General features: G+C 39.0%; 1 protein-coding gene. It reads right to left on the minus strand.

Features of this window, described 5'->3' with window-relative positions; all coding sequences use genetic code 11:
• Window positions 1-386: 386 nt before the first annotated feature.
• The gene (cysZ, locus tag D9603_RS21485; RefSeq protein ID WP_128732852.1) at window positions 387-1,115 is read right to left on the minus strand and encodes a sulfate transporter CysZ; all 729 of its coding nucleotides are present in this window, start codon (window positions 1,113-1,115) and stop codon (window positions 387-389) included.
• Window positions 1,116-1,327 lie beyond the last annotated feature (212 nt).

Consider the following 1,327-nt stretch of genomic DNA (forward strand, 5'->3'; position numbering starts at 1 on the left):
CTCAAAATAGACCACTTAATTCAGAAAATTGGTATAAATAGCAAAACCTTTGCCTTGCTACAGGACTTAGTGAGAGCAAGACGCGAAGCGGTGTTTTCCCTAAAACTCTTTGGCTAGACAAGGAAAAAACAAAGTTGTACCTTAGCAACAATGAGTTGGAGCACGCCTTATCCAAACCTCGGGTTAAATAGGCAACCTATTACTATTCTTTCTAGCCTATTGTCAATAAATTTTACGCAGTAGTGAGGGATAACAGCTGGTAGAAAACCAAGCGTAGATTAGGCACTCAACAGGTAGCAGGGCGCGAAAAGCGATGCTGCTACCGTTGACTTGTTTCAGAAGTGCTACTTACCCAAACAAATCTGTGTAATAGGATATGTTCACTATTAGTGACGGTACTGCTGTCGGTAGTTTTCTACCCAAAGTTTAGTAGCCCCACAAACCGCCACTGGCATTACTATTAGATTCACAAATGGAATTGAGGTTAATACGAACACCGCAAAGCCAAAACCGTAAGACAGCCCTTGCTTACTTTTTAAATCGTCCTTCATTCTTTTGAAGTGAATTTTATGGTTATCAAATGGGTAGTCATTATATTGAACACTGTACATCCAACATGTGAACATAACCCATAAAATTTGACCGACAATAGGTAGTACCCAAAGTAATATAAAAAAGCCAAGGGCGCGTGGCAGGTAGTAACACAGCTTTGTCCACTCTCGTCCTAGCATCCGTGGAACATCTTTTACAATATCAAAGAGCTTGTCATCATTGATTTTCTGGTTGGTAAGGTGAAGTTCCACTTTTTCAGATAACAGTCCATTGAAGGGAGCGGCAATAAAGTTGGTTATAACCGTGAAAATCATACTATAGCTAAAAAGTATCACTAAAATAGCGATGGGCCACATTAACCACTCTAGCCAACTTAGCCACTCTGGTAATAATCCATTCAGGTAATCAAACCCTTGGGTCAGCCAGTCGTAAAGAAAAAATAGCGATGCACCAAATAGCAATACATTTATGGTGAGAGGGATAAACACAAAGCGTTTAAGCCCTTTTTGGGTGATCAAAGAAAAGCCGGCAATAAAGTACTCGATACCGCGTGATAGTTGCACATTACACCTCGTGTTGTGATACCAATATGACTGAATACCTGAATAAACTAAGAGGATAAAGTGGGCGCTAACTTCGTAAGAATACCTTATTTAACAACACTAAATCATAAAATTTTAAGCTTGTTAGCGGTAAAGGTGCTTATTCCAAAATAGACTATTTATAACGCCAACAGGTTTGACTTTACGCTTTAATTTTAGACAGATATCAAAAA

It is taken from the genome of Pseudoalteromonas sp. PS5 (assembly GCF_004103255.1).
Taxonomy (GTDB): Bacteria; Pseudomonadota; Gammaproteobacteria; order Enterobacterales; family Alteromonadaceae; genus Pseudoalteromonas; species Pseudoalteromonas peptidolytica.